The sequence below is a fragment of the Roseococcus sp. SYP-B2431 genome, from assembly GCF_004336745.1.
Lineage (GTDB): Bacteria > Pseudomonadota > Alphaproteobacteria > Acetobacterales > Acetobacteraceae > Roseococcus.
The window spans coordinates 572,750-597,451 of record NZ_SJXD01000022.1 but is presented as its reverse complement, the minus strand read 5'-3'; the positions used below and the strand labels follow the sequence as shown (position 1 = coordinate 597,451).

At 72.0% G+C, this 24,702-nt stretch carries 30 protein-coding genes; 14 read left to right on the top strand and 16 right to left on the bottom strand.

What is annotated here, in order from left to right:
- Positions 1-103 precede the first annotated feature (103 nt).
- From EJV46_RS10930 to EJV46_RS10920, 3 genes are read left to right on the top strand one after another with little or no spacing between them, the layout of a single operon-like run.
- Positions 104-1,348, top strand: coding sequence for a cyclopropane-fatty-acyl-phospholipid synthase family protein (locus EJV46_RS10930; protein ID WP_131548758.1), 1,245 nt, complete (start codon positions 104-106; stop codon positions 1,346-1,348).
- A gap of 17 nt (positions 1,349-1,365) precedes the next feature.
- Positions 1,366-2,244 (top strand): branched-chain amino acid aminotransferase, encoded by an 879-nt coding sequence (locus EJV46_RS10925; protein WP_131548648.1) that lies wholly within the window; start codon positions 1,366-1,368, stop codon positions 2,242-2,244.
- A 47-nt stretch (positions 2,245-2,291) separates the two neighbouring features.
- Positions 2,292-3,056, top strand: a complete 765-nt coding sequence (locus EJV46_RS10920; RefSeq protein ID WP_131548647.1) for a helix-turn-helix domain-containing protein — start codon at positions 2,292-2,294, stop codon at positions 3,054-3,056.
- Here the strand turns inward: EJV46_RS10920 and EJV46_RS10915 are convergent.
- The gene (locus EJV46_RS10915) at positions 3,046-3,378 is read right to left on the bottom strand and encodes a DUF1330 domain-containing protein (RefSeq protein WP_131548646.1); all 333 of its coding nucleotides are present in this window, start codon (positions 3,376-3,378) and stop codon (positions 3,046-3,048) included. The two genes, EJV46_RS10920 and EJV46_RS10915, sit on opposite strands and share 11 nt — an antisense overlap.
- Positions 3,379-3,523: 145 nt before the next feature.
- Between EJV46_RS10915 and EJV46_RS10910 the strand changes: the two genes are divergently transcribed.
- Entirely contained in the window at positions 3,524-3,859 is a 336-nt protein-coding gene (locus EJV46_RS10910; protein WP_240782505.1) for a nuclear transport factor 2 family protein, read from the top strand.
- Between the two features lie 131 nt (positions 3,860-3,990).
- A complete protein-coding gene (locus tag EJV46_RS10905) occupies positions 3,991-4,965 on the top strand; it encodes a tripartite tricarboxylate transporter substrate binding protein (RefSeq protein ID WP_131548645.1) in 975 nt (324 codons plus the stop codon).
- 4 nt (positions 4,966-4,969) lie between these two features.
- On the opposite strand, the gene EJV46_RS10900 is transcribed toward EJV46_RS10905, so the two are convergent.
- Positions 4,970-5,974, bottom strand: coding sequence for a tripartite tricarboxylate transporter substrate binding protein (locus tag EJV46_RS10900; RefSeq protein WP_165585472.1), 1,005 nt, complete (start codon positions 5,972-5,974; stop codon positions 4,970-4,972).
- Positions 5,975-6,054: 80 nt separating this feature from the next.
- Positions 6,055-6,690 (bottom strand): glutathione S-transferase family protein, encoded by a 636-nt coding sequence (locus EJV46_RS10895; protein ID WP_131548643.1) that lies wholly within the window; start codon positions 6,688-6,690, stop codon positions 6,055-6,057.
- Positions 6,691-6,735: 45 nt separating this feature from the next.
- Between EJV46_RS10895 and EJV46_RS10890 the strand changes: the two genes are divergently transcribed.
- Entirely contained in the window at positions 6,736-7,380 is a 645-nt protein-coding gene (locus tag EJV46_RS10890; protein ID WP_240782504.1) for an RluA family pseudouridine synthase, read from the top strand.
- The gene (locus tag EJV46_RS10885; RefSeq protein ID WP_131548641.1) at positions 7,365-7,766 is read left to right on the top strand and encodes a hypothetical protein; all 402 of its coding nucleotides are present in this window, start codon (positions 7,365-7,367) and stop codon (positions 7,764-7,766) included. Before EJV46_RS10890 ends, EJV46_RS10885 begins: the two co-directional genes overlap by 16 nt.
- A 70-nt stretch (positions 7,767-7,836) precedes the next feature.
- On the opposite strand, the gene pbpC is transcribed toward EJV46_RS10885, so the two are convergent.
- Positions 7,837-9,738 carry a penicillin-binding protein 1C gene (gene pbpC / locus EJV46_RS10880; RefSeq protein WP_131548640.1) on the bottom strand — a complete coding sequence of 634 codons (1,902 nt, stop codon included), beginning with the start codon at positions 9,736-9,738 and terminating at the stop codon, positions 7,837-7,839.
- 48 nt (positions 9,739-9,786) lie between these two features.
- Between pbpC and EJV46_RS10875 the strand changes: the two genes are divergently transcribed.
- Positions 9,787-10,134, top strand: a complete 348-nt coding sequence (locus EJV46_RS10875) for a hypothetical protein (RefSeq protein ID WP_131548639.1) — start codon at positions 9,787-9,789, stop codon at positions 10,132-10,134.
- Positions 10,135-10,173: 39 nt separating this feature from the next.
- Here the strand turns inward: EJV46_RS10875 and EJV46_RS10870 are convergent, their stop codons facing one another.
- Complete coding sequence (locus tag EJV46_RS10870) at positions 10,174-10,932, bottom strand: HpcH/HpaI aldolase/citrate lyase family protein (protein ID WP_165585471.1); 759 nt, start codon at positions 10,930-10,932, stop codon at positions 10,174-10,176.
- A 215-nt stretch (positions 10,933-11,147) separates the two neighbouring features.
- Between EJV46_RS10870 and EJV46_RS10865 the strand changes: the two genes are divergently transcribed.
- Positions 11,148-12,542 (top strand): FAD-binding oxidoreductase, encoded by a 1,395-nt coding sequence (locus tag EJV46_RS10865; RefSeq protein WP_131548637.1) that lies wholly within the window; start codon positions 11,148-11,150, stop codon positions 12,540-12,542.
- 28 nt (positions 12,543-12,570) lie between these two features.
- Positions 12,571-13,746, top strand: coding sequence for a nitrate/nitrite transporter (locus EJV46_RS10860; protein ID WP_131548636.1), 1,176 nt, complete (start codon positions 12,571-12,573; stop codon positions 13,744-13,746).
- Positions 13,747-13,850: 104 nt separating this feature from the next.
- On the opposite strand, the gene EJV46_RS10855 is transcribed toward EJV46_RS10860, so the two are convergent.
- Both EJV46_RS10855 and ada read right to left on the bottom strand, forming a co-directional pair.
- On the bottom strand, positions 13,851-14,555 hold the full coding sequence (locus tag EJV46_RS10855; RefSeq protein WP_206020766.1) for a 2OG-Fe(II) oxygenase: 705 nt from the start codon (positions 14,553-14,555) through the stop codon (positions 13,851-13,853).
- Complete coding sequence (gene ada / locus EJV46_RS10850) at positions 14,552-15,619, bottom strand: bifunctional DNA-binding transcriptional regulator/O6-methylguanine-DNA methyltransferase Ada (protein ID WP_131548635.1); 1,068 nt, start codon at positions 15,617-15,619, stop codon at positions 14,552-14,554. Before ada ends, EJV46_RS10855 begins: the two co-directional genes overlap by 4 nt.
- A gap of 214 nt (positions 15,620-15,833) precedes the next feature.
- Between ada and EJV46_RS10845 the strand changes: the two genes are divergently transcribed.
- Positions 15,834-17,057 carry an MFS transporter gene (locus EJV46_RS10845; protein WP_165585470.1) on the top strand — a complete coding sequence of 408 codons (1,224 nt, stop codon included), beginning with the start codon at positions 15,834-15,836 and terminating at the stop codon, positions 17,055-17,057.
- A 107-nt stretch (positions 17,058-17,164) separates the two neighbouring features.
- Here EJV46_RS10845 and EJV46_RS10840 read toward each other — a convergent pair whose 3' ends face one another.
- The 9 genes from EJV46_RS10840 to hisB form a co-directional block, all read right to left on the bottom strand.
- Positions 17,165-18,022, bottom strand: a complete 858-nt coding sequence (locus tag EJV46_RS10840) for a SirB1 family protein (protein ID WP_131548633.1) — start codon at positions 18,020-18,022, stop codon at positions 17,165-17,167.
- Between the two features lie 9 nt (positions 18,023-18,031).
- Positions 18,032-18,412: a histidine triad nucleotide-binding protein gene (locus EJV46_RS10835; RefSeq protein ID WP_131548632.1), complete on the bottom strand. Its 381-nt coding sequence runs from the start codon at positions 18,410-18,412 to the stop codon at positions 18,032-18,034.
- 244 nt (positions 18,413-18,656) lie between these two features.
- The gene (locus EJV46_RS10830; protein WP_131548631.1) at positions 18,657-19,229 is read right to left on the bottom strand and encodes a phosphoribosyl-ATP diphosphatase; all 573 of its coding nucleotides are present in this window, start codon (positions 19,227-19,229) and stop codon (positions 18,657-18,659) included.
- Complete coding sequence (hisF, locus tag EJV46_RS10825) at positions 19,230-20,000, bottom strand: imidazole glycerol phosphate synthase subunit HisF (RefSeq protein WP_131548630.1); 771 nt, start codon at positions 19,998-20,000, stop codon at positions 19,230-19,232.
- A 111-nt stretch (positions 20,001-20,111) separates the two neighbouring features.
- Positions 20,112-20,855 (bottom strand): 1-(5-phosphoribosyl)-5-[(5-phosphoribosylamino)methylideneamino]imidazole-4-carboxamide isomerase, encoded by a 744-nt coding sequence (gene hisA / locus EJV46_RS10820; RefSeq protein WP_131548629.1) that lies wholly within the window; start codon positions 20,853-20,855, stop codon positions 20,112-20,114.
- Positions 20,855-21,460 carry a GNAT family N-acetyltransferase gene (locus EJV46_RS10815; protein WP_240782503.1) on the bottom strand — a complete coding sequence of 202 codons (606 nt, stop codon included), beginning with the start codon at positions 21,458-21,460 and terminating at the stop codon, positions 20,855-20,857. The genes hisA and EJV46_RS10815 overlap by 1 nt, the downstream gene beginning before the upstream one ends.
- Complete coding sequence (gene hisH, locus EJV46_RS10810) at positions 21,457-22,113, bottom strand: imidazole glycerol phosphate synthase subunit HisH (protein ID WP_131548628.1); 657 nt, start codon at positions 22,111-22,113, stop codon at positions 21,457-21,459. Before hisH ends, EJV46_RS10815 begins: the two co-directional genes overlap by 4 nt.
- Positions 22,114-22,138: 25 nt before the next feature.
- Positions 22,139-22,525: a DUF2628 domain-containing protein gene (locus EJV46_RS10805; protein WP_131548627.1), complete on the bottom strand. Its 387-nt coding sequence runs from the start codon at positions 22,523-22,525 to the stop codon at positions 22,139-22,141.
- Complete coding sequence (hisB, locus tag EJV46_RS10800) at positions 22,525-23,130, bottom strand: imidazoleglycerol-phosphate dehydratase HisB (protein WP_131548626.1); 606 nt, start codon at positions 23,128-23,130, stop codon at positions 22,525-22,527. The genes EJV46_RS10805 and hisB overlap by 1 nt, the downstream gene beginning before the upstream one ends.
- Positions 23,131-23,206: 76 nt before the next feature.
- On the opposite strand from hisB, the gene EJV46_RS10795 reads away from it, so the two are divergent.
- Genes EJV46_RS10795 through EJV46_RS10785 form a run of 3 tightly spaced genes read left to right on the top strand, consistent with a single transcriptional unit; the run spans position 23,207 to position 24,683 of the window.
- Complete coding sequence (locus EJV46_RS10795; RefSeq protein WP_131548625.1) at positions 23,207-23,728, top strand: HAD-IIIA family hydrolase; 522 nt, start codon at positions 23,207-23,209, stop codon at positions 23,726-23,728.
- Positions 23,725-24,177: a protoporphyrinogen oxidase HemJ gene (gene hemJ / locus EJV46_RS10790; RefSeq protein ID WP_131548624.1), complete on the top strand. Its 453-nt coding sequence runs from the start codon at positions 23,725-23,727 to the stop codon at positions 24,175-24,177. The genes EJV46_RS10795 and hemJ overlap by 4 nt, the downstream gene beginning before the upstream one ends.
- The gene (locus tag EJV46_RS10785; protein WP_131548623.1) at positions 24,177-24,683 is read left to right on the top strand and encodes a hypothetical protein; all 507 of its coding nucleotides are present in this window, start codon (positions 24,177-24,179) and stop codon (positions 24,681-24,683) included. The genes hemJ and EJV46_RS10785 overlap by 1 nt, the downstream gene beginning before the upstream one ends.
- Positions 24,684-24,702 lie beyond the last annotated feature (19 nt).

Sequence of the window (24,702 nt, the reverse complement as noted above, 5' to 3'; positions counted from 1 at the left end):
GCCATGCCTCGGACGTAACGACGGAGTGCTTGCGGAATGCGGCGGCCTTAGGCGTAACATCTTCTCCTGGGAAGGTTGGGGAGAAACAGAGGTGCTGCACTGGATGCTGCGCCGCTTCGTCCAACGGGGCGCGCTCGTCGTACGTTTTCCTGATGGCCAGGAGGCCACCCTCGGCCCCGGCGGAAGCCCCGCAGGGGGCTTTCACCTGAAGACCAGCCGCGCGGTGCGGCGCATGGCGATGAATCCGTCCCTCGCGCTGGGCGAGCTCTACATGGACGGCGAGATCGAGCCCATCGCCGGCGATCTCCACGACATGCTGGACGTGCTGACCCTCAACCAGACGCTCAGCGGCGATCCGGGCTTCTCCTGGATGCTGGACTGGGTCCGGCGGGCCATCCGCCGCTTCCGGCAGCTCAACCCCGCGGGCCTCGCCCGGCGGCGCATCTCCCATCACTACGATATCGACGAGGCCGTCTATGGCCTCTTCCTGGACGAGGACCGGCAATACTCCTGCGCCTATTTCCCGACCGGGACCGAAACGCTGGAGCAGGCGCAGCTCGCCAAGAAGCGGCACATCGCGGCCAAGCTGCGGCTCGATCGCCCGGGACTCGAGGTTCTGGACATCGGCTGCGGCTGGGGCGGCATGGCCCTGACGCTGGCGCGCGAATGCGGCGCGCGGGTGACCGGAATCACCCTCTCGCAGGAGCAGCTGGCCGTCGCCCAGGCCAGGGCCGAGGCCGCGGGCCTGGGCGGCCAGGTGCGCTTCGAGCTGATGGACTACCGCGCCTGGGACCGGCCGGTGGACCGCATCGTCTCGGTCGGCATGGTCGAGCATGTCGGCATCAACCATTTCGCGACCTATTTCGGCGCGATCGCGCGGAACCTGCGCGAGGACGGGGTGGCGCTGGTCCATGGCATCGGCCGATCCTGCGGGCCGGGGGCGACCAACCCCTGGATCAACAAGTACATCTTCCCCGGCGGCTATTCCCCCGCTCTGTCCGAGGTGGTGCCGGCGATCGAGAAGGCCGGGCTCTGGGCCACCGACATCGAGATCCTGCGGCTGCACTACGCCCTGACGCTCCGCGAATGGAGCAGGCGCTTCGCCGCCCATCGCGACGAGATCCGCGCCCGCCACAGCGAGCGCTTCTGCCGGATGTTCGAGTTCTACCTGGCGGGCGCGGAGAGCGTCTTCCGCCATGGCGGCCACATGAACTGGCAGGTCCAGCTCGCCCGGACGGTCGAGGCCCTGCCCCTCTCCCGCGACTACATGCTGCGGGAGGAGCGGGCGCCCCGGGCGGGGGCCGAGGGTTCCGCGCCGGTGCCCGTCATGGCAAATACAACGGCCTGATCCTGGGAGAAGCCGCCATGGCGGGCGTGTATTACTACAACGGCGAGTGGTCGACCGAGGAGCCGAAGCTGCTCGGCCCAATGGACAATGCCTTCTGGCAGGGCTCCGTGATCTTCGACGGCGCGCGCGCCATCACCGGCTGGGCGCCCGACCTCGACCAGCACTGCGCCCGGGCGATCCGCTCGGCCAGGGTCATGGCCATGAAGCCCCCCGTGACCGCCGAGGAGATCGAGGCCCTGGCGCGCGAGGGCATCCGGCGCATGGGGCCGGAGGCCACGGTCTATGTCCGGCCGATGTTCTTCGTGCGCAATTCCATCGGCTCCTCGCAGCCCGACCCGGACAGCACGGAGTTCCTGCTGGCCATCTACGACGCGCCCCTGCCGGGCTTCGGCGGCTTCTCGGCGATGATGGCGCCCTATCGCCGCCCCGCGCCGGACATGGCGCCCACCGACGCCAAGGCCTCCTGCCTCTACCCCAACAGCCAGCGCGCGGCGGCCTGGGCACGGGCACATGGCGCGGACAATGCGGTGCTCTGCGACATCGCGGGCAATGTGGCGGAGTTCGCCACCTCCAACATCTGGTTCGCGAAGGACGGCGTGGTGGTGACGCCGGCGCCGAACCACACCTTCCTGGCCGGCATCACGCGCCGCCGGATCATGGGTCTGCTGCGCGAGGCCGGCGTCACGGTCGAGGAGCGCACGGTGCGCCCCGAGGAGCTGGAGGCGGCGGACGAGATCTTCTCCACCGGCAACTACGCCAAGGTTCAGCCGGTCAATCGCTACAACGGCCGCGACCTCCAGGCGGGGCCCTTCGCGACGAAGGCGCGCGAGCTGTATTTCGCCTGGATGCAGGCGCAGCCGAAGGTCGTCGAGGCGGCGCCAGCCGCCGCCGAGTGAGATGGCCCGCGGCGGAGCCGCCAGCCCGCGGCGGAGCCGCCAGGTAGATGCGCGCCGTCGGAGAGCTCCTGCGCGAGTGGCGGCAGCGGCGGCGCCTCAGCCAGCTCGACCTCGCGCTGGATGCCGGCGTCTCGGCCCGGCACCTGAGCTTTCTCGAGACGGGCCGGTCCCAGCCCAGCCGCGAGATGGTGGTCCTTCTCGCCGGGCAGCTGGAGGTTCCGCTGCGCGAGCGCAACGTGCTGCTGCTCGCCGCGGGCTTCGCGCCCTTCTATCGCGAGCGCGGGCTGGGTGATCCGGATTTTGCCGCGATCCGCGCGGCGGTCCAGCGGATCCTGACGGGGCACGAGCCCTTTCCGGCGGTCGCGGTGGACCGGCACTGGAACCTCGTCGCGATGAACGCCGGCGTGGCGCCGCTCCTGGCCGGGGCGGAGGCTTCGCTGCTCGCGCCGCCGGTGAACGTGCTGCGCCTGTCGTTGCATCCGTCCGGCCTGGCGCCGCGCATCGCCAACCTCGCGCAATGGCGCGAGCACCTGCTGGCGCGCCTCGACCGGCAAATCGCGGAGAGCGGCGATCCCGTGCTGGCTTCCCTGCGCCAGGAGCTGGAGTCCTATCCGCACGAGAGCGGCGAAGCCGTTGACGATGGCCTCGCTTCCCTGGCCGTGCCGCTTCAACTCAGGACTCAGCACGGCGTCCTGAGCTTCATCAGCACGTCGATGGTCTTCGGCGCGCCGCGCGACATCGGCCTGGCGGAGCTGGCCATCGAGGCCTTCCTGCCGGCCGACGAGGCGACGGCCCACGCGCTCAGGCCATGATTCGGGCCAGGAAATCCTTGGCCTGGTAGCCGTCCTTCGTGCCCTCGATGAGGAAGGCCGTCGAGGTCGAGTTCCTCGTGCGCAGCGGCAGGATCGCCTGATAGGCCGCTGACTCGTACCAGCCCCGGGCCGCGGCCATGTCCGGGAAGGCGATGACGACGATGGTGCCTGTCCAGCCCGGCTCCAGGACCTCCGGCTCGGCGCCGTGGATCAGGAAGCGGCCCTGGAAGGGCTCCAGCGAGGCGTCGATCCGCATCAGGTAGTCGGCGATGTCGGGTCCGAGCTGGACGTCGTTCAACTGGGCGATGGCATAGGCGGGCATGGCGGTCTCCTGTCGTTGACGCCGCGCTTATGGCGAGGCCCGGCCGGCCCGCGCGATGACCTGCCACGTCATCGCGCGCCGGCTTGCCTCCCCGCATCTTCCGCGCCGCCCGGAATGGCCGGGCGATCGCAGAAGGAGGCTTGCCATGACCGACGCGGCCGGAATCGCCGAGAGCTACATCGCGCTATGGAACGAGACCGATGCGGGGCGCCGCAAGGCGCTGCTCGCGCAGGGCTGGACCGAGGGCGCGACCTATATCGACCCTCTCATGAAGGGCCAGGGCCATGCCGAGATCGACGCCCTCGTCGGCGCCGTCCAGGCTCGCTTTCCCGGCTTCCGCTTCGGGCTGGTCAGGCCCGCCGACGGGCATGGCGACTTCGTGCGCTTCTCTTGGGGCCTTTCCCCTGGGGGCCTTGGGCCGGACCATCCGATCCAGGGGTCGGACGTCCTGTCGTCGAGGGCGGGCGGATCCGCTCGGTGATCGGCTTCCTCGACCGGGTACCGGCGCCGTAGCGCCGGGCCTTGCCAGTCTTACCGCGACGCCCGGCTCCCGTCCGCGGGCCGGGCCGTGTAGGACTGGCGGGGAAGATCGAGCGGCAGGGAGGCCGCGGCATGACCCCATTGACCCCTCGCCGTGCCCTGATGGCCGCAGCGCTCGCGGCCCCCGCCATCGCACGGGCGCAGCCCGCCTATCCGGAACGCCCGATCCGGCTCGTCGTCCCCTTCCCGCCCGGCGGCGGCACGGACGCGATCAGCCGCGAGGTGGCCGCGCGCATGCTGGCCGTGGCCGGCTGGACCGTGGTGCCGGAGAACCGGCCCGGCGCGGGCGGCAATATCGGCCTCGACGCCGTCGCGAAGGCGACGGCCGACGGCTACACCATCGGCATGGGGCAATGCTCCAACCTGGCGGTGAACCCCTCCCTCTATCGCAGCATGCCCTACGACGTGCTGCGCGACTTCGCCTTCGTCTCGCTCCTGGCGATGCAGCCGCTGGTGCTGGTGGTGGCGCGGACCTCCCCCTGGCGGACCGTGCAGGAGCTGGCCGCGGCGATCCGCACGGCGCGCGAGCCGATGAAGGCGGGCCATCCGGGCAACGGCACGCTGGCGCATCTGTCGAGCGAGCTGCTGGGGCAGCGGCTCCGCGCCGACGTGCTGGTGGTGCCCTATCGCGGGGCCGGCGCCGTGACCGCCGATCTGCTGGCGGGCCGGGTGGATTTCTACTTCTCCAGCCCGCCGCCGGTGCGCGGGCTGATCGAATCCGGCGAGTTGCGGGCGCTGGCGGTCACCACCGCCGAGCGCTCGCCGGCCCTGCCCCAGGTGCCGAGCATGGTCGAGGCCGGCTTCGAGAACTTCCTGGCCGTCAACTGGACCGGGCTCGTCATGCCCGCTTTGACGCCGCCGGCGATCGTGGCGCGCTGGAACACGGAAATCCGGCGCGGGCTGGAGACGCCGGAGATGCGCGAGCGCCTGCGCCAGGATTTCAGCGTGCCGCACGGCTCGACCAGCGAGGAGTTCCGGCGCTTCGTTGCGGCCGAGATGGCGAAATGGGGCGGGATCGTGCGGTCGGCGCGCATCGAGCTGGGATAGCGCTTCAGTCCACCCGCGCGCCCGAGGCCCGGATCAGCGGCGCGAAGGCCGCCTCGTTCTGCATCCGGAAGGAGGCGAGATCCTCGGGCGAGGTCCACCAGGGCGTCGCCCCGTTCTCCTCGAAGAGCCGCACCGTGTCCGGCGCCTCCAGCGCGCGCTTGGCGAGCTGCGCGATGCGGTCCACCGCCGCGGGCGCCATCCCCGCCGGCCCGATGACGGACCCCCAGGAGGTGATCTCGAAGCCCGGCAGGAATTCGGCCATCGTCGGGATCTCCGGCGCCTGGGGGCTCCGCTGCGCGCCGGTCACAGCCAGCGCGCGCACCTTGCCCTCGCGCGCGGAAGCGAGGCCCTGCGGGATGTTGTCGAAGATCATGTGAACGCGGCCGCCCAGCAGGTCGATATGGGCCGGAGCGCCGCCGCGATAGGGGACGTGCAGCATGTCCACGCCCGCCATGGTCTTGAACATCTCGCCCGAGAGATGGACCGTGGTGCCCGAGCCGGAGGAGGCGAAGGTGTAGCGGCCGGGATTGGCGCGCAGCAGCGCGATCAGCTCCGGCACCGTGTGCGCCGGCACGTCGTTGTTCACCACCAGCAGGTTGGGCAGCTGCCAGAGGCCGGCGATATAGGTGAAGTCCTTCGTCACGTCGAAGGGCAGGCGCGCATAGAGCGTCGGCGCGATGGCCAGCGGCGCCACGCTGCCCAGGCCGATGGTCCGCCCATCCGGCACCGCGCGCGCGATCGCCTCCGTCCCGACATTGCCGGCCGAGCCGGAGCGGTTCTCGACGACGAATTGCTGCTGCGTCAGCTCCGACATCTTCTGGCACCAGATGCGCGAGAGGATGTCGGTGCCGCCGCCGGGCGGGAAGACGCCGATGAAGCGGACGGAGCCCGTGGGCCAGGCGCCCGTCTGCGCCATGGCCGGCCCGGCGCCGAGCGCGCCCGCGCCCATCGCCATCCGGCCCAGCGCACGCCGCGACAGCCGGCCGACCGGCCGGTCCTGCTGATCCATCGTGAAGCCTCCCTGAAGTGCCGGCTTTGCGCCGGTTTGTCCGGTCATCGCACGGCATCGGGAGGCCGGAAGTCAAGCTTTCATCGCGGCGGCGTGCGGGGCCCCGGCAACAGATCGTAGGGCGGCTTGTAGCCCGGCATGGCGCGGAAACGCCCGATCCAGGCCGAGACGTTCGGGTAGCCCGCCATCTCCAGCGGCCATTCCGTCTGCGGGTAGTGCAGGTAGCCCTGCAGCGAGACGTCGGCGATGCAGGGCGCGCCGCCGGTCAGGAAGTCGCGCCCTTCGAGCTGCGCCTCGACCACCCGGAAGGCGTTCTCCACCCGGGTCCGGAAGAAGGCGACGACCGCCGGGTCCGGCTTCTCGGCCCAGCCGAGCAGGAAGCGCCAGGTGGCGAGGTAGGAGGTGAACTTGTGGTTGTCGAAGAGGATCCAGCGCAGCTCCTCCTCGCGATCCTCGGCGGCGAAGCGGCCCAGCCTTTGCGAGAGGTAGGTCAGGATCACGCCGGATTGCGAGCGGCTGCGCCCCTCGTGCTCCAGGACGGGAACCTCGCCCATGACGCTGACCTTTTCGCGCCATTCGGGCGTGCGGGTCTCGCCGACGCCGCGAAAGTAGTCCACCCAGATGCCCTCCCATTCCACGCCGGAAAGGGCCAGCATCAGGGCGACCTTGTAGCAGCCGCCGGACTCGGGGAAGCAGTGCAGACGAAATTCCGCCACGCGGATCCTCCATCACCTGACAAGAAGGTCATGCTGCCCGATTGGATGGCTGCACGCATCCTGCATCAGGACCAGGAGATCCTCATTCTCGACAAGCCGGCCGGGCTCGCGGTCCATCCCGGGCCGCGGGGCGGCCCCAGCCTGTCGGACTGGCTGCCGGCCCTGCAGCAGGGAAGGCGGCACCTCCCGCAGCCGGCCCACCGGCTGGACATGGACACCTCCGGCTGCCTCGCGCTGGGCCGCACCAAGCCGGCGATCGCGGCGCTCAACCGGCTCTTCGCCGAGGGGCGCACGCGGAAGACGTACTGGGCCGTGCTCATCGCGCCGCCGCCCGCCGAGGAGGGCGTCTGCGAGGCGGCGCTGCTCAAGCGCAGCTCGAAGGAGGCGGGCTGGCGGATGTTCGTCGACCCCGCCGGCCTGCCGGCGCGGACCGAGTGGCGGGTGATCGGCCGCGACGGCGCGGCCACCGCCGTCGAGCTGACCCCGCGCACCGGTCGCACGCATCAGCTGCGCCTCCACATGTCGCATCTGGGCTGCCCGATCCGGGGGGACGGCTTCTATGGCGGCGGGGAGGGCCGGTTGCAGCTCCTGGCCCGGACGCTGATCCTGCCGCTCGAGCCCGAGCGCCGCGCCACCGCCCCCATTCCGGACCACATGCGGGAGGCCCTGGCGCGATGCGGCGTGTCCTGATCCTGGCGGCCTGCGCGCCGTTGCTCATGGCCCAGAGCCTGGGCCCGGGCGCGAGGACGGAGGAGGGCATCCCGCGTCAGAGCTGCGGCTTCGGCGAGGGCCTCGGCCTGCTCCGCGCGGTGGAGCGGGAGGCCGCGCAGCGCGTGCCGGGCGTCGGCGAGGGCCGCGCCCGCGGCGAGCGCGCGGTCTCCGGTCTGAATTCCGCCGCCGCCACCTTCCGCGCCTGCGGCTGCGCCCGGCTGGCCCAGCTCACTGCCGAGGCCGCCTCAGCCGCCGTCGCCGCGCCGGCCGAAGCGAGCGTGGCGCGGCTGACCTCGGTCTTCGCGCAGGTGAAGTTCCGCGCCCGGATCGCGCGCGAGTTCAGCGAGGAGCGGGCCTGCCGTTAGAGCACGATCCACTGAGGCGGAATCGCCGAAGCGGTCAATCGTCCTCACGGTCTGGCGCGCCGGGCCAGCCTCAGCGGACGCGCAGCTCCGTTCCCGCCGCGGCCCCCTCGGCATCCAGCACGGTGATCCGGTAGAAGCCCGGCCCCGGGGGAACCCAGGCGGTTTCGCGCCGGGCCGGGTCGGCCGGCAGGGGCGCGCCGTCCACGAGGAAGGTCAGCGGGCGCTGGCCGCCGGCGGCACGCAGCACGACGCGCCCGGCTTCCGGCAGCACGGCGCGGGGCGGCGGGAAGAGCAGGCGCAACGCGTCGGTCGTCGGGGCGGCGGCGGCGACGCCGAGCGCCCGCTGCGGCGCGGCAGGACGCGGCGCGGCGGGCAGGCGCTCGAAGACCTGCGCCAGCAGCGGCAGCGCCAGCCGCGCGCCGGTCGCGCCCGGCATGGGCGTGCCGTCGGGCCGGCCGATCCAGACGCCGACGACGTGCCGGCGGTCCATCCCGAAGGACCAGGCGTCGCGGCCGCCCCAGCTCGTGCCGGTCTTCCAGGCGATGCCGGCCGGGCCGCCGCCGGGGAAGGGCTGCACCAGGAGCGAGCTCGCCAGCGCCGCCGCCCGCGGCTCGACCACGGATGCCCCGGCGCCCGCGGCCCGGCCGCCGTCGCCCAGCATGGCGTAGAGGCCGACCATCTCGCGCAGCGTCACGCCGACGCCGCCCAGCGCCAGCGGCAGCGAGGGCTCGGTGCCCGGCGGGAGCCGCGGCAGCACGCCCGCGGCCTTCATCGCGCCGGCCAGCCGCAGCGGCCCGAGCTCGTTGAGCAGCGCGACGGCAGGCTGGTTGAGGCTCTGGCGCAGCGCGTCGGCGATGCGCAGGCGGCCCTGGAAGGCGCGGTCGAAATTCTCCGGCGCATAGTCGCCGAAGCGGCGGGGCAGGTCCGCCAGCACCGTGTCGGGCGTGACGGTGCCGTTCTCGAAGGCGAGCGCGTAGATCAGCGGCTTCAGCGTGGAGCCCGGCGAGCGTATGGCGCGCGAAAGGTCGAGCGCGCCGGCCCGCGCCGGGTTCATCCAGTCGCCGCCGACCAGGACACGCGTCTCGCGGGACCGCAGATCGCTCACCATGATCGCGAGCGAGACGCGCTCCGGAAGGCGCTGCAACGCCTCCCGCGCCACGGTCTCGACGGCGCGCTGCAGCTCGAGGTCGATGGTGGTGGGGCCCTCGCGCAGCTGCCGCGCGAGATGCGGGGCGAGGCGGGGCAGGCTGCGGCGCCGCGGTGGCACCTCGCCGGCGAGGGCGATCTCCGCCCGGCTGGCCACGTCGGGCGCGCGGGCGTGCAGCACGGCGTCGCGGGCCAGCCGCGCGGCCTCGGGATGCCGGTCTGGGCGAAGCGCCTCGGGCCGCCGGGCCAGCGCCACCAGCAGCGCGCTTTCCGCCGCGTCCAGCGCGGAGGGCGGGCGGCCGAACCAGGCCAGCGCGCCCGCGCGCAACCCCTCCAGATTGCCGCCCTGCGGCGCGAGGGTCAGCCAGATCTCCAGCACGCCGCGCTTGCCGTGGCGCCATTCGAGCTGCAATGCGCGCGCGATCTCGATGGCCTTGCTGCGCAGGTTGCGCGGCCGCGGCTCCAGCAGGCGCGCGGCCTGCATGGAGAGGGTGGAGCCGCCGGAGACCACGCGGCCCGCGCGGATCCACTGCGCGGCGGCCCGGGCGAGGGCGAGGGGATCGACACCGGGATGGAGGCGGAAGCGCCGGTCCTCGGCCGCGATCAGCATGGCGAGGAGATGCGGCGGGACATCCTCGAGACGCGTGCGGAGGCGCCAGACGCCGCCGGCTGCGGGCAGGACGGAGAGGGTGCGGCCGTCGCGCGCGGCGACCTCGCGGGCCAGGTTCTCGAAGCGGGCCATGGGCGGCGGGAAGGCGCAGTCGAGCGCCCAGGCGCCGCCCAGCAGCGCAGGCACGGCCGAGACCAGGATCGCAGCCCATCGCATGGGGCGCATTCTGGCCCCTTTTACACGTCCTTGTCGCTACAATGGGGCATGGAACCGACGCCCGAGCCGGAAACGATCGACTCCAATTTCCGCAACGGCTCGCTGACGGCCGTCGGCATCATCCTCGGCTTCTCGCTGAATTTCCTCAGCCACTGGGCGTCCAACCCTTTGGACTGGAGCACCATCGATCTGCTGCCGCTCACGCCGCTGGCAGTGGGCATCGGCTTTCAGGTGGAGGCCCTGGCCGAGCTGCTCCGCCGGGACTCGCTCCTCGCCACGCGCTACGAGCGCGCGATGCGGGTGTTCCTGGTGGGAGTGCTGCTGGTGGCGTCGGGCATCGCGCTGGCCCTGCTGAACGACATCCTGGGGGTCAGCCGGCAAAAGATGTTCGGGTGAGAAGGCCGGCCCGCGGTTCCCCGCGGGCCGGCGATCCGGTCAGCCGCGGGCCGTCTTCACGGCGGCCGTCGCGGCCTGCACCATCAGGCCGACCTCGTTGGCGATCGTGACGAGCTTGAAGCCCTTCTTGATCATCTTGTTCGCGTATTCGGCCGTGCCGTTGTGCAGGCCGGCCGCGATGCCGCGCTTGGACGTCTCGGCCAGCAGCATGTCGTAGATTGCCAGGATCTCCGGATCCTCGACGTCGAGCTTCGGCTCCTTGCCGTAGGAGAAGCAAAGATCCGACGGGCCGACATAGATGCCGTCGATGCCGGGAACGTCCAGGATCGCCTTGATGTTCTCGATGGCCGTCTTGGTCTCGATCATCGGGATGACGAGGATCTCGTCATTGGCCGTCTTCTGGTAGCCGCCCGAGGAGCCATAGGCGCCGGCGCGGATGGGGCCGTTCGAGCGGGTGCCGGCCGGCGGGTACTTGGAGTACTGCACCAGGGCGCGGGCTTCCTCGGCCGTGTTCACCATCGGGCAGATCACGCCCATGGCGCCGGCGTCGAGCACCTTGCCCACGATGCCGGGCTCGTTCCACGGCACGCGCACCATCGGCGTCGCGCCCGAGGGCTGGATGCCCTGGAAGCAGGACACGCAGGAGATGTAGTCCTGCACGCCGTGCTGCATGTCGACCGTGACGCTGTCCCAGCCCGCGCGGCTGTACATTTCCGCCGAGAAGGCATTGGGGATGGCGAGCCATCCGTTGACCACGGCCTTACCGGCCTTCCACGCATCCTTAACCTTATTGGCCACCGCATTTTCCTCCGTCGCGAAATGGGAGGGAACGCTAGGAGCGGGCCGGGAAGGCGTCAACGCGGCCAGGGGCGAAAATATCCGGCACTTAGCTTTGCTTAGAGCGCTATTCACCCATGGAATCGCCCGGGCGGCGAATGGCCGCCGCGGCCCGGCTCCGCTCGCTTTGATCGCCGCGGCGCGCATGTTACGCCTTGGCGCGTAAGGACACGCCCATGAACGAGATCCCGCCCAACCCGGCCGCCGCCGTCATCGCTGCCGCGCGCGTCCTGCTCGGCGACCGCCTGACGACCAACGACACGATCCGCCAGCAGCACAGCCGCGGCGAGGACACGACGACGCCGACCCTGCCCGACGCCGTGGCCTTCGTGGAGACGACGGCGGAAGTGGCCGAGATCGTGAAGCTCTGCCACCGGCACGGCGTGGCGATCACCCCCTTCGGCGCCGGCACCTCGCTGGAGGGCCATGTGAACCCCGTGCGCGCCGGCATCTCGCTCGACCTCAGCCGCATGACGGCGGTGCTGGAGGTGAACGCCGAGGACATGGATTGCCTCATCGAGCCGGGCGTCACGCGCCAGCAGCTCAACGAGCACCTGCGCGACCAGGGCCTGTTCTTCCCCGTCGATCCCGGATCCGTCTGCACCATCGGCGGCATGTGCGCGACGCGGGCGAGTGGCACCAATGCCGTGCGCTACGGCACCATCCGCGAGAACGTGCTGGGGCTGGAGGTCGTGCTGGCCGATGGCCGCGTGGTCGAGACCGGCGGGCGCACGCGCAAGGCGGCGAACGGCTACGACCTCACGCGGCTCTTCATCGGCAGCGAGGGCACGCTCGGCATCATCACCAAGGTGCGGCTGCGGCTGCATGGCATTCCCGAGGCGATGACCTCGGCCGTCTGCCAGTTCCCGACGCTGGCGGCCGCGGTGAACAGCGTCATCACCACCATGCAGGCCGGCGTGCCCGTGGCCCGTATCGAGCTGCTGGACGAGGTGCAGATGGCCGCCTGCATCAGCTATTCGAAGCTGGAGGGCTACCGGCCCGTGCCCACGCTCTTCCTGGAGTTCCACGGCACCGAGGCCGGCGTGGTGGAACAGGCGGAGCTGGTCGAGGGCATCACCTCCGAATACGGCGCCGAGGGCTTCTCATGGGCGCGCGACGCCGAGAGCCGCAACCGGCTGTGGAAGGCGCGGCACGACGCCTATTGGGCCTGCATCGCGGCGCAGCCGGGCTCGCGCGGCATCGCCACCGATGTCTGCGTGCCGATCTCGCGGCTGGCGGAGGCGCTGCTGGGCTGCAAGCGCGACATCGAGGAATCCGGTTTGATGGCGCCCATCGTCGGCCATGTGGGCGACGGCAACTTCCACACCGTGATCCTCGTCGAGGACGGCAATCCGCAGGCGCTGGAACGCGCCTGGGAGCTGGACCGGAAGATCGTGAAGCGCGCGCTGGACCTCGGCGGGACGTGCTCGGGCGAGCATGGCATCGGCCTGGGCAAGCGCGAGTTCCTCGAGGCCGAGCACGGCGCCGAGGCCATGGCAGTGATGCGCTCGCTGAAGGTTGCGATGGACCCGAAGGGCATCCTCAATCCGGGCAAGATCTTCCGGAACTAATTCCGGCCAGTCACACGGTTGAAACATAATGAATCCGGTCGCATGGCCGCTGCTCGCGCTCACACTCGGGCACATGTTCTCGAATGCCGTCCGCACGCTGCCGGCCGTTGCGAGCGACGTGCTGGCGCGCGACCTCGCCATTACGCCCGAGGCGCTGGCCGGCATCACCGGCGCCTTCCCGGCGGCCTTCGCCGCCGCGATGATTCCTGTCGGCGTTGCGCTGGACCGCTGGGGCGTGAAGCCTGTGGCGCTGGCGCTGCTGGCGATCGCGGCGGTGGGCACTGTATTGGCGGCGTGGGCGCCCTCCGCGCCGACCATGCTGTTCGCGCAGATCGTCCTCGGCATCGGCTGCTCGGGGATGATGATGTGCCCGATGACCTATGCCGCGCGTGCCGTCCCGCAGGAGCGGTTTTCCGTCTGGGCCGGGCTGATCCAGAGCGTCGGCAATTCGGGCATGATCCTTTCCGCCTCGCCCTTGGCCTGGCTGGTCGAGGAGCAGGGCTGGCGCGCCGGCTTCCTCGCCTGCCTCGGCATCGTGGCGATCGGCGCGGTCGCGGTCTCGCTGACGGTGAAGCACGACCGGCCGGTCCCCGTGCCCGGCCGCAGCGCCTGGGGCGATGCCAAGGAGGTGATGCGCGTCGCCGTCTCGCCGCGGCTGCGCGGGCTGATGGCGCTGGCCTTCGTCTCCTTCGGCGCGGTGCTGGGCGTGCGCGGGCTCTGGGGCGGGCCCTGGCTGATGGACATCAAGGGCATGGGCCGCGTGGCGGCGGGCAACCTGCTGCTGGGCGTGACCTTCGCGCTGGTGGTCGGGCCGGCCTTCGCGGGCTGGGTGGTGAGCCGCGTGGGGCATCTGCGGTTCCTGCTGGTCGGCGGGCACCTGCTGGCGGCCGCGCTGATCGGGCTGCTGGTGGCCGGCGGGCCGCTGGCCTTTCCCGCCTGGGTGGACGGGCTGATCCTGACCGGCTTCGGCCTCGCGATCGCCTTCCAGATCCTGTGCTTCGCGCTGCTGCGCAGCCTGGTGAAGCCGGAGGAGGCGGGGCGGGCGCTCTCGGCCCAGAACATTTTCTTCTTTGGCGGCGCGGCGGTCTTGCAGGGGATCAGCGGCATCTCGGCGGGCATCGGGGGCGTGGAGGCCGCGCTGCTGACCTTCGCGGCGGCGCTGGTGATCGCCTCCGGACTGTTCCTGCGCTGGCAGAAGGCCTGAGAGTCCGTTCGAGAACACTGCGGCTCGGCCCGGCGCCGCGTTCCCGCCGGCGAGGCATGGCCGGACCAGGCGATTCAACCGGCATCGGCGGCGGTCCGGGGGCGTCAGGCCGCGTCGTGCAGGATGATGCCGAGGGTGTGGCGCCGCCCTTCGCGCAGCTTGCTGACACCATGGCGCATGTTCACCCGATAGGTTCCGCGTGAGCCGCGCACCGGGCGGTGATGCACGGCGAAGATCACCGCCTCGCCCTGGCGCAGCGGGACCACCGAGGCGCGCGACTGCATGCGCGGCCGCTGCTCAGTCAGCACGAACTCGCCGCCCGTGAAGTCGTGCGCCGGGTCGGAGAGCAGGAAGGCAGCCTGGAGCGGGAAGACGTGCTCGCCATAGAGGTCCTGGTGCAGGCAATTATAGTCGCCCGCGACGTAGCGCAGCAGCAGCGGCGTCGGTCGTGCCTGGCCGGCGGCGTGGCAGCGCTCCAGGAACTTTTCCGGAGTCGCCGGAAACCGCGTGGCGACCGCCATCATCTCGTTCCAGCGATTCGCGACGGGCGCGAGCGCCATGTAGAACGCCGCGCGAAGGTCCGCGACCAGAGGCGGAAGCGGGTAGGAGAAATACTGGTACTCGCCGCTGCCGTAGCCGTGGCGCGCCATGATCACCTTGCTGCGGAACCGACGCTCCTCGTCGTAGAGCGCCGTCAGCTCCGCGCATTCCGCGGCGGAGAGCAAAGGGCCGGTGGTGGCCGCGCCCTCCGCATCCAGCTCCGCCGCGATGCGCGCCCAGTCGAGCGCCCCGACCCGATCCGCGATCACGCCACGCCCTCGCGGGCCAGCAGCGCCTGCTTGCGCGCGACGCCCCAGCGATAGCCGGCCATCGCGCCGCCCTTGCGGATCACCCGATGGCAGGGAATCGCCACCGCGATCTCGTTGCTGGCGCAGGCCGTCGCCACCGCGCGCACGGCGGCGGGGCTGCCGATGCGCTGGGCGAGCTCGCCATAGGTCAGCGTCGTGCCGGCCGGTACCTCGCGCAGCGCCTTCCAGACGCGCTGCTGGAAGGCCGTGCCGCGCACGTCGAGCGGCAGGGCGACCGCCTCCGCCGGCCGCTCCACCAGTCCCACCACGCGGGCCACCAGCGCCTCGAACTCCGGGTCGCCGCCGATAAGCCGGGCCTGGGGAAAGCGGTCTTGCAGCGCGTCCAGCAGCTTCTGGGGATCGTCGCCGAACTGGATGGCGCAGATGCCCTTCTCCGTCGCCGCCACCAGCACCGCGCCCAGCGAGCACTGCCCGAGGGCGAAGCGGATCGCGGCGTCGCGGCCGCCCTGCTTCCATTCGCCCGGCTTCATGCCGAGCAGGGCGCCGGCCTGTTCGTAGAAGCGGCCGTTGGAGCCGAAGCCGGCGCCGTGGAAGGCCTCGGTGACGCTGTCGCCGCCGTCGAGCCGCTCCTTCAGCCGCTCGACGCGGCGGGCGGCGGCGTAGTCGCGCGGCGTCACGCCGGTCGCCTCCTTGAAGATGCGATGGAAATGGTAGCGGCTCATGCTGACGGCGGAGGAGAGGGCATCCAGCGCGGGCATTTCCTCGGCGGCCTCGATGATCCGGCAGGCCTCGGCGACGGCCGCCGCATGGCGCTCCGCCTGGCTGGGGCCGTTGGGGCGGCAGCGCTTGCAGGCGCGGTAGCCGGCGCGCTCGGCCGCCTCGCAGGTGAGGTGGAAGGAGACGTTCTCCCGCCGCGCCGGCCGCGCCGCGCAGGAGGGCCGGCAATACACGCCCGTCGTCAGCACGGCGTAGAAGAAGCGGCCGTCGGCGCCGGCGTCGCGGGCCTGCACGGCCTGCCAGCGCTGCGCTTCGGTCTCGTAGGGCGTTCCCGTGTCGAGGGGCATGACGATGATCCTTCAGCTGGGCGGCCAAGGGAGGCCGCGTCCCGGGCTGAGATGCCACCGAGGGACGCCGCCCACGCTCCGCCGCTTGCTGCGCAATTCGAAATGGGGCTTCTGCCCCCCGCGGTCCAGCTTCCTCGATACGGGAGCAACATCCGGAGCGCGGCACGGGGCGGGCCGGCACCACAGACGGGGCATTCTTTCGGAGACCCCCGTGATGCCCTCCCCCTTTCCCTCCCTGCTCGGCGGCGCCGCCGGCATCCATGCGGCGGATCAGGTCGCCATGGCCGCCCTGCCGCTGACCGTGGTGATCGGCCTGGGCGCCGGCGCCGAGATGGTGGGCCTGCTGCTGGCGGTGCAGGCGGCCGCCTGGCTGCTCTGCTCCATGCCGGCCGGCGTGCTGGTGGACCGCGCGCCGCGTCGCACGGCGCTGCTGCTGGCCGGCGCGCTGAACGTCGCCGGGCTTGGCCTGGCCTTCGCCGGATCGCGCGCCGGCCTGCCGCCGCTGCTGGGCCTGGGCGTCTTCGCCGCCTCGGCGGGCGTCGTGCTCTACGTGCTGGCGGCGGGCTCGGCCGTGCCGGACCTGGTCCCGCGCGAGCAGATGCCGGGCGCCAATGCCCGGCTCGAGCTCTGCCGCGCCGTGGTGACCTTGCTGGCCGCGCCCGTGGTGGGCGGGCTGGCCGCGGCCGGCTGGCTCCACGCCGCCTATGGGCTGGCGACGATCCTCGCCGCGCTCGGCCTGGCGGCCCTGTCGCGGTTGCCGCGCCGGGCGGCGGAGGCCCGGGCCGACCGGCCGGCGCTCATGACGCAACTGCGCGAGGGCGCGCGCTTCGTGCTGGACCAGCCCTTGCTGCGCGGCATCGGCCTCTGCGCGATCTTCTGGAACATGGGCTTTTTCGCGCTGCTGGCCGCCTTCGTGCCCTTCGCCCTGAGCAGCCTGGCGCTGGAGCCGGGCCGCGTCGGGCTGGTGCAGGGCGGCTACGGCGCGGGTCTGCTGGCGGGCGCGGCGCTGGCGCCCTGGTGCATCCGGCGGCTCGGGCCGAATGCGGTGCTGGTGATCGGGCCGGGGGTTTCGGTCCTGGCGCCGGTGCTCCTGTCGGTCGCGCCGGCGCAGGGCCTGGCCCTGCCGGTGGCGGCGCAGTTCCTGCTGGGCTTCGGGCCGATGATGTGGCTGGTCTGCCAGGTGAGCATCCGCCAGGCGGTGACCCCGCGCGCCATGCTGGGCCGCGTGGGCGCGACGCTCCAGGTCGCCATCTACGGCGTGCGGCCGCTGGGCGCGCTGCTGGGCGGATCGCTCGCCGGGATGAGCCCGGCCTGGGGGATCGCGCTGGCGGGGGCGCTCTTCCTCGCCTCCACGGCGGCGGTGCTGGGCTCGCGGCTGGTGGCGCTGCGGGCGATCCCGCTTCAGTCCGCGTCGGTCCCGCGCGCCATGGCGCCGTAGAGGTCGGGCCGGCGGTCGCGCCGGTTCGGACAGGCCCCGGCGAGGAGGCGGCCATTCTCGCGTCGCCGCCGTCCATGCGGACGGAGGCCGCCCTTATCCGAATCGGCTCAGTTCAACCGGTTGCGCAGCTTGTCCGCCAGTGCGCGGATGCGCGCCGCCTCTTCCCCGCGCGGCTCGATCTCCAGCGCCTTGTCGAAGCTCTGCAACGCCGCGCCGATCCGTTCCAGGCGGTGCTCGATCAGCCCCGCCTCGCGCCACAGGCCCGCATGGCGCGGCGCCAGCCGCAGCATGTCGCGCGTGCAGGCCAGCGCGCCCTCGAACTCCTGGGCCTGCAGGCGCCGCAGCTTGATGTTGTTCTGTAGCCGAAGCAGCACGTCGCGCTTGGTCATGGGCGCCAGCGCGGCCGGCCGCGGCTCCGCATGATCGCCCTCCCGGAGCTTCAGGAGCCGGCGCAGGTCCCGCATCTGGAGATGCGTGCCGCCGTCGAAGACGTCCAGGATGAGCTGCCCCTGCGCATGCTCCAGCGCGAGCAGGAAGTGCCCGGGCGCGTTCACGCCATGCGCGCCCCATCCCGCCGCCTCGGCCGCGTGCAGCCACAGCACGCCCATCGCGACCGGCAGCCCGCGGCGTCGCTCCAGCACGCGGATCAGATTGGCGTTAGCCATGTCGTCATAGGTCTCGGAATCGCCGAGCAGGCCGCACTCCTCGTGCAGCAGCCGCGCCAGCACCAGGCGCCGCCGCTCCGGGTCGCCGCGATCCGCCGCCTGGTCCGCAGCCGCCAGGTCCACCGCGCGCCGCGCGATGCCGGAGAGCTGCGCGGCCGTGGCGCGCCAATCGGCCTCCGGCGCGTCGATGCGCGCGAATTGCAGGGCGATCGCGGCGATGTCCAGCTCGTCGTCCGGGAGCTGCCCCGAGGCGTCGAGGGCGGCGCGCGCTTCGTCCTGGGGGGCGGTGGTGGCGGCCATGGGCCGAGCCTAACCCGGCGGCACCATCCGGCCCAGCCGCCTTCCGCCGAAGATGTGGACGTGGAAATGCGGCACCTCCTGCCCCGCATCGTTGCCCATGTTGCTGAGCAGCCGATGGCCCGTGGCGTCGAGCCCGAACTCGGACGCGACCTTCGCCACGGCCCGCCAGAAGCCGGCGATCGCCGCATCGGAGGCCGTGGCGTGGAAGTCCGCCGCGCTGACGTATTCGCCCTTGGGGATCACCAGCACATGCACCGGCGCGAGCGGGTTGATGTCGTGGAAGGCGAGGGCGAAGGCATCCTCATGGACGCGCTTGCAGGGAATCTCCCCGCGCAGGATGCGCGCGAAGATGTTCTGCGGGTCGTAGGGCGGGAGGCCGTTGGTGGACATGGTGTCGTGATCCCGGGAGCTTTCACCGCAGGATGCCACGCGCAGAGCCTGAGGTCAGCCGGCACGCTGTTCGGGAGCTCGCGGGCCCACCGTGAATCCGGCCGCGGCTGCGGCCGGCGCCGCCCAAATGAGCTGCCAGCCTGGCGCTCCAGGCGCGCGGCGGAGCCAAGGCCGCGGACGCGGCCGCCCGGCGCCTGACGGCACAAAAAGCTTGATTGGCCGGGCGCTTGGAGCGCCCGGCCAATCAAGGCAGCTTGCTGGTCTGGGCGATGGCCATCAGCGCCTTGGGACGCGGCCGCGAGGCCTTCTCCACGATGCCCGAGATGCCCTCGCGGCGGCGCAATTCGGCCCAGACCTCGCTGGAGGAGATGCCGGCATCCACCAGCAGGACCATTAGGTGGTAGAGCACGTCGGCCGACTCCGCGATCGTGGCCTCGCGGTTGCGCCCCACCGCCTCGATGACGAGCTCGACCGCCTCCTCGCCCAGCTTCTGCGCGACTTTCGGCGTGCCGCGCGCGATGAGGCGCGCGGAATGCGAGGTCGCGGCGTCGCCGGAGAGCCGCCGGGCCTCGATGGTGGTCCAGAGCCGGTCCAGCACCGCTGCGTCGCCTTCCTGCGGGAGTTCCAGCGGCTTGAGGTGCTTGGCTTCCGCCAGCAGCACGGCCCTGCGGACCCGGCCTTTCGCGACCGGCATGTCCGGGGGGACGGGCAGATGGACCGGCTTCGCCTTGACCGTCTTTGCCTTAAGGGGCTTTGCCTTGAGGGGCTTCGCCTTGGGTACCTTCACCGTCGACTTCTTCTTCGTCGCCTTCGCCATTCACGCCATCTCCCGCACGCGGCGGACAGGCAACCCCGCCGCAGCCAATGCGTCCTTCGCCTGCTGGATGCGGAAGACGCCGTCATGAAACACGCTCGCGGCCAGGAGCCCGGTCGCGCCGGCCCGCGCCCCCTCGACGAAATGCTGCAGCGCGCCGACGCCGCCCGAGGCGACAACCGGCACGCGGACCGATCCCGTCACGCGCCGCAGCAGATCGAGGTCGAAGCCCTGCTTCGTGCCGTCGCGGTCCATCGAGGTGAGCAGGATCTCGCCGGCGCCCAGCGCGGCCATGCGGCCCGCCCATTCCACCGCATCGATCCCGGTCTCGCGCCGGCCGCCATGGGTGAAGACCTCCCAGCGGCCCTCGGCCACGCGCTTGGCGTCGACCGCCACCACGATGCACTGGCTGCCGAAGGCCTCGGCGCCGCGCCGCACCAGGTCGGGGTCGGTGATGGCGGCGCTGTTGATGCTCACCTTGTCGGCACCGGCCAGGAGCAGCTTGCGGATGTCCTCCACGCTGCGCACGCCGCCGCCCACGGTCAGCGGGATGAAGACCTCGGCCGCCGTGCGGGACACGACGTCGTACATCGTGTCGCGATTCTCGTGGGTGGCGCCGATGTCGAGGAAGGTGACCTCGTCGGCGCCCTGCCTGTCATAGGCGCGCGCCTGCTCGACCGGATCGCCGGCATCGCGGAGGGCGACGAAGTTCACGCCCTTGACGACGCGGCCGTCCTTCACGTCCAGGCAGGGGATGATGCGCAGCGCCAGCATCGTGGATGAATTCCGAGGAACATCCGGGCGCGCCCATGCGCCCGGGGAGCGGCGAATGGGGATTTTTCCTCACGGGGTCAAGGGAAGCTTTCGAGTCGCCTGCCTGCGCTCTTAGGGAAGGCGCCCGGCCGCCAGCTCCAGCGCGGCGGCGGGGTCGATCCGGCCGTCATAGAGGGCACGGCCGAGGATCGTGCCCTCGATGCCGTCCTCCCGTGCCGCCATCAGCGCCACGAGGTCGTCCAGCGAGGCGACGCCGCCCGAGGCGATGACCGGCGTCACCAGCGCGCGCGCCAGCTCGCGGGTCGCCTCGACGTTCACGCCGCCCAGCATGCCGTCGCGGTCGATGTCGGTGTAGACGATGGCGGCGGCCCCGGCGTCCTCGAAGCGCAAGGCGAGGTCGCGCGCCGGAAGGGTGCTGGTCTCGGCCCAGCCCTCGGTCGCCACCATGCCGCCCCGCGCGTCGATCCCGACGACGATGCGGCCCGGATGCCGGCGGCAGGCCTCGCGCACGAAGGCCGGATCCTTCACGGCGGCGGAGCCCAGGATGACGCGCGTGACGCCGCCCTGCAGCCAGGCCTCGACCGTCGCCATGTTGCGGATGCCGCCGCCGAGCTGCACGGGCAGCGATGAGGCGGCGAGGATGCGCGCCACCGCCTCGGCATTGGCCGGCTGGCCGGCGAAGGCGCCGTCCAGGTCCACGACGTGCAGCCAGCGGAAGCCCTGGGCGGCGAAGGCGCGGGCCTGCTCGCCGGGATCCTCGGCATAGACCGTGGCCTGCGCCATGTCGCCGCGCTTCAGGCGCACGACATGGCCCTGCTTCAGGTCGATGGCGGGGTAGAGGGTGAATCCGGCCATCACTTGCCCTTGATCTCGCCCAGGGAAATATCCCCGAGCGCCTCGGCCGAGCTGCGGCCATGCGGAATCTCGATGACGCGGTAGTAGTAGTAGCCCGCGACCGTCTCGCCGTTCACCCGCGCATAGGCCGGGTGCGTCCCCCAGCGGACGTAGCCGAGCCCCTCGAAGAGCGCGATGGCGGTGGTCTGGGTGGCGCGCACGTCGAGGTTCAGCACGCGGGTGCCGAGGCCGGCCGCGCGCTCCTCGATCTTGCGGATCAGCAGCCGCGCCAGGCCGAAGCCGCGCGCATAGGGCGCGATGAAGGCATGGGTGAGGGTCGCGGAGAAGCCCTGCGCCTCGTTGTTGCGCGGCGGACGCACCATCTGGGCGCTGCCCACCACCTCGCCGTCCAGCTTGGCGACGAAAAGCTCCCGCTCGGGCACCAGCAGGACGCCGCGGAAATGGCGCTCCAGCGCGGAGCGGCTCTGCGCCTCCACCCAGCCGAAGCCGCCGCCTTCCACAATGGCGGCATTGGTGGCCTCGCAGAGGCCAGCGAGGTCGTGGGGGTCGAGCGTGTCCACCCGCTCGATGGCGAGCTGATGCACCACGGAGGGATCGGCGCTCACTGCCGCACCTTCGGCGTCCAGCTCAGGAAGTTCCGGAGGATGCGCAGGCCGACCTCGGCGCTCTTCTCGACATGGAACTGCGTGCCGACCACGTTCCCGCGGCCGAGGATGGCCGGGACCGGGCCACCGTAATCCGTGGTGGCGAGCAGGTCGGCCGGCTCGCCGCCGCGCCAGGCGTAGGAATGGACGAAATAGGCGCTGTCGCCAGGGACGAGCCCTTCGAGGATGGGGTGCGAGCCCGGGACGAAGTCCAGCGCGTTCCAGCCCATCTGCGGCAGGGGCAGGGCGCGGCCTCCCGCATCCCGCGGGTCCATCGCCGCGACCTCGCCGGGCAGCCAGGCGAGGCCGGGCGTCACGCGGTGCTCCAGCCCGCGCTCCGCCAGGAGCTGCAGGCCGACGCAGATGCCCAGGAAAGGCTTGCTGCGGACCTGCACCTGCTCGTAGAGGGCCGCGACCATGCCCTCCAGCGCATCCAGCCCGGCGCGGCAGGCGGCGAAGGCGCCCTGGCCGGGAAGGACGATGCGGTCCGCCTCGATCAGCGCCTCGGGCTCGCGGACGATCTCCACGGCGATGGGCCCCTCCGCGGCGCGCTCCAGCGCGCGGCGCACGGAGGCGAGGTTGCCCGAGCCCGGATCGATCAGCGCTACGCGCATCCGCGCGGCTCCGCCAGCATCGGCATCAGCGCCCGCTCACCCTTGCGGCGAAGATGCCCAGCAGCGCCGGGTCGAGCGAGGTGGCGCGCAGCAGGGCCGCATCCTCGTCGCGGCCGAGCACCACATGGCTCGCCGGCATGCCGCGGCGCTCCAGCGTCCAGCGGCGCAGGTCCTGGCCGTGGAAGCCGAGGAGCAGGGCCAGGCCGAGGGGCAGGGCGGTGTCGAAGGGGGCCGGCGCCAGGCTCGCCAGCGCGAAGGCCACGAGCGCGATGCCGCCGGCGATCCAGCAGCGGTGCCGCAGCAGCCAGAACGGCCCGAAGAGGAAGGCCCAGAGGCTGAAGCCCTCCGGGATCAGCGCCGCCGGCCGGCGCTGGATGCCGGGCGGCGGAAGGTGGATGGTCCAGCTCCGCATCAGGCCTCCAGCACGCCCTTGGTGGACGGGATGGCGCCGGCCGCGCGCGGATCGGGCTCGATCGCCATGCGCAGCGCCCGGGCGAAGCCCTTGAAGCAGGCCTCGGCGATGTGGTGCGCGTTGATGCCGGCCTTCAAGGTGATGTGGCAGGTCAGCCCGGCATTCGTCACGAGGGCCCGGAAGAACTCCTCGAAGAGCTCCGTGTCCATCTCGCCGATCTTGTCGCGCGGGAAGGCGACGCTCCAGGCGAGGAAGGGGCGGCCCGAGATGTCGATGGCGCATTCGGCAAGCGCCTCGTCCATCGGCATGAGGCAATGGCCGAAGCGGGCGATGCCGCGCTTCTCGCCAAGCGCCGATTTCAGCGCCTGGCCAAGCACGATGCCGCAATCCTCGGCCGTGTGGTGGAAGTCGATATGGAGGTCGCCCTGCGCCTTCAGCTCCAGGTCCAGCAGGGCGTGGCGCGTGAGGGCGTGCAGCATGTGGTCGAGGAAGCCGATGCCCGTCGCGATGGCGGCCTTGCCCGTGCCGTCCAGCGTGAGGGCGGCGCGGATGTCGGTCTCGGCGGTGGTGCGGGCGATCTCGGCGCGGCGGGGGGCGGGCTCCATGCGCGCCCCTCTAATCCCTCCCGCCGCGGAAGGCCAGCGCTCGCGAGGGGCCGCATCCGTGCTATGCGGGCAAGCCATGGAATCCACGCCGCTTTCCCGTTCCTGCGCCTTCCTGGACCGGGACGGCATCCTGATCGAGGACACGGGCCATCCGCACCGCATCGAGGAGGTTCTCTGGATTCCCGGGATCATGCCGGCGATCCGGCGGCTGAACGCGGCGGGGCTGGCGGTCTGCATCGTGACCAACCAGTCGGGCGTGGCCCGCGCCCTCTATGACGAGGCCATGGTGGGGCGACTGCATGTCTGGATGGCGGAGCAGGCGCGCGCGGCCGGGGCGCGGATCGACGGCTTCGCCTATTGCCCCTTCCATCCCGCAGCCGGGGGCGGGCGCTATGGCCGCGCCAGCGCACGCCGGAAGCCGGGGGTCGGGATGATCGAGGACTGGCTGACGCATTTCCCGTTGCGGCGCGAGGGCAGCTTCCTCATCGGCGACCGGGAGACGGACATGGCCGCCGCCGCGGCCGCGGGCATTCCGGGCCACCTCTTCCCGGGTGGCGACATCGACGCATTCGTCTCAGGCCTCCTGGTGACCGCATGACCATCGACGCCCTGGCGCCCGCCTATTCCTGGGTGAAGGCGCTTCATCTGATCGCCGTGATCTCCTGGATGGCCGGGATGCTCTATCTGCCCCGGCTCTTCGTCTATCACTCCGAGGTCCCGCGCGGCGGGCCGGAGCATGCGCGCTTCGTGGTCATGGAGCGGCGGCTGCTCAGGGCCATCATCAACCCGGCCATGATCGCCACCTGGCTGCTCGGCGTCACGCTGGTGCTGACCCCGGGCGTGATCGACTGGGCCGCGGGCTGGTGGCACACCAAGCTCCTCTGCGTGCTCCTGATGTCCGGCTTCCACGGGTATCTCTCCGCCAGCCGGCGCCGCTTCGCCGCGGACGAGCGGCCGAAGAGCCAGCGCCACTGGCGCATCGCCAACGAGGTTCCGACGCTGCTCATGATCGTCATCGTCATCATGGTCATCGTGAAGCCCTTCTGATGGCCGCCTGGCGCCCGGCGACGGCGGCCGGCGCCGCCTTCCTCGCCTCCATGGCGGTCGGGGCCGGCGTGCTCGCGGCGATCGGCGGCGAGGGGCGCTGGCCGGTGATGCCGGTGGTCGTGGCGCCAGTGGTCGTTGCGCCGGTGGCCGAGGAGCTGGCGAAGCGGCTCTTCCTCGGCGCGCTTTCCGCCGGATGGGCGGCCACCGGCCTGGCCTTCGGCGTGATCGAGGGCGTGCTCAAGGCGGCCGAGTGGCAGGTTGCCGGCCTCTGGGGCGCGCTGGCCTCCGTGCTGCAGCACTGGGCCTATGGGCGCTGGGCGGAGCGCGGCGGGCTCCGGCTCGCTCTGGCGCTGCACATGGGCTTCAACGCCCTCGTCCTCGCGATGGAGCATGCCGCAGGCGCCGAAGCGGGGTGGTTGGCCCCGCTGGCGGCCGCGGCGCTGCTGGCCGCCTCCTTCCCGCGCTTCCACAACGGGGACATTGACGAGGGGCCGCCCGCTCCCTAGGTTTCCCGCGTCGGCTCCC